The 1,403-nt window shown below is 42.9% G+C and carries 1 protein-coding gene; it reads left to right on the forward strand.

What is annotated here, in order from left to right:
• The first annotated feature begins 70 nt into the window (after positions 1–70).
• Positions 71–1,300 carry an IS256 family transposase gene (locus tag Q0590_RS37270; RefSeq protein WP_302042774.1) on the forward strand — a complete coding sequence of 410 codons (1,230 nt, stop codon included), beginning with the start codon at positions 71–73 and terminating at the stop codon, positions 1,298–1,300.
• The last annotated feature ends 103 nt before the right edge of the window (positions 1,301–1,403 follow it).

Here is a 1,403-nt window from a genome sequence, read left to right on the forward strand (position 1 = left end):
AGAGACTGTAAACTAAACTGTGTCAGGTAAAAAATTAACATAATTTTTACCTTTGACCAACAGTTAGATTATGGACAACAAAGAATTTGATTTTGAAGCCTTCAAGAAGCAAGCCATCGAAGGCATGTATGCGGGAAAACCGCTAAATGGCGAAAAGGGCATCTTTGCCCCACTACTCAAACATTTCTTAGAAGCGGCTTTGGAAGGCGAACTGCACGCCCACCTTCAGGAAGAAAAAGCTTCCGGAAATACTAACCGTAAGAATGGCAAGACGGCAAAAAAAGTAAAAAGCTTATCCGGGGAGTTTGACCTGGAAAGCAGCCGAGACCGTAATAGCAGCTTTGAGCCGGTAATTCTACCCAAGCGACAGGTTATCATCACAGAAGAATTAGAAGAGAAGGTGATAGGCTTGTATGCCTTGGGTGTCAGCACCCGCGATATTACTAAGCATATCAAAGAACTCTATCAAATGGACATCTCTGCGGCTACCTTATCGGCTATTACCGATAAAGTCATTCCTGCTATGAATGAGTGGCGTACCCGTCCACTGGAATCTATCTATGCCTTTGTTTACTTAGACTGCATGCACTATAAAGTTCGGGAAGGCGGCAGCGTAGTGACTCGTGCTGTGTATAATATTTTAGCTGTTAACCTGCAGGGGCAAAAAGATTTAATAGGGATGTATGTCTCTGAGAGTGAAGGAGCAAAGTTCTGGCTCTCTGTGCTGACAGATTTGAAAAACAGAGGTATGCAGGATATGTTGATAGCTTGTATAGATGGCTTAAAAGGTTTTCCCGAAGCCATTGCCAGTATCTTCCCTCAAACTGAGATTCAGACCTGTGTGGTGCATCAAATCCGTAACAGCCTGCGCTATATAAGCGAGAAGGATAAGAAAGTCTTTATGGCTGATTTGAAGCTTGTCTATCAGGCTTCTACCAAAGAAGAAGGCTATGAAAATCTGATGAAGTTAGAGGAGGAATGGGGCAAAAAATATCCCGTGCCTATTGCCTCCTGGTACAATAACTGGGAGCATCTTTCCACCTTTTTCAAGTATGATGCCCACATCCGCAAAGTCATCTATACTACTAATATTGTGGAGGGCTTTCACCGGCAAGTGCGTAAAGTGACCAAAACCAAGGGAGCCTTTACCTCTGATAATGCTCTTCTGAAACTGGTGTACCTGGTCGTGAGCAGAATCAGTGAAAAATGGACCATGCCTATACACAACTGGAACTTGACTTTGTCGCAACTCTATATTATGTTTGAAGAAAGACTCAAACCTCATCTACAGCGCGCATAAGTGCAAAACGAAAAAGCTGTGGATATATGGAAAACTCGAAAAGAGTTTACCACATACCCACAGCCTAACGACAATAACTGACACAGTCTAATTTACACTCCCT

Source organism: Rhodocytophaga aerolata (assembly GCF_030503435.1).
GTDB classification, from domain to species: Bacteria; Bacteroidota; Bacteroidia; order Cytophagales; family 172606-1; genus Rhodocytophaga; species Rhodocytophaga aerolata.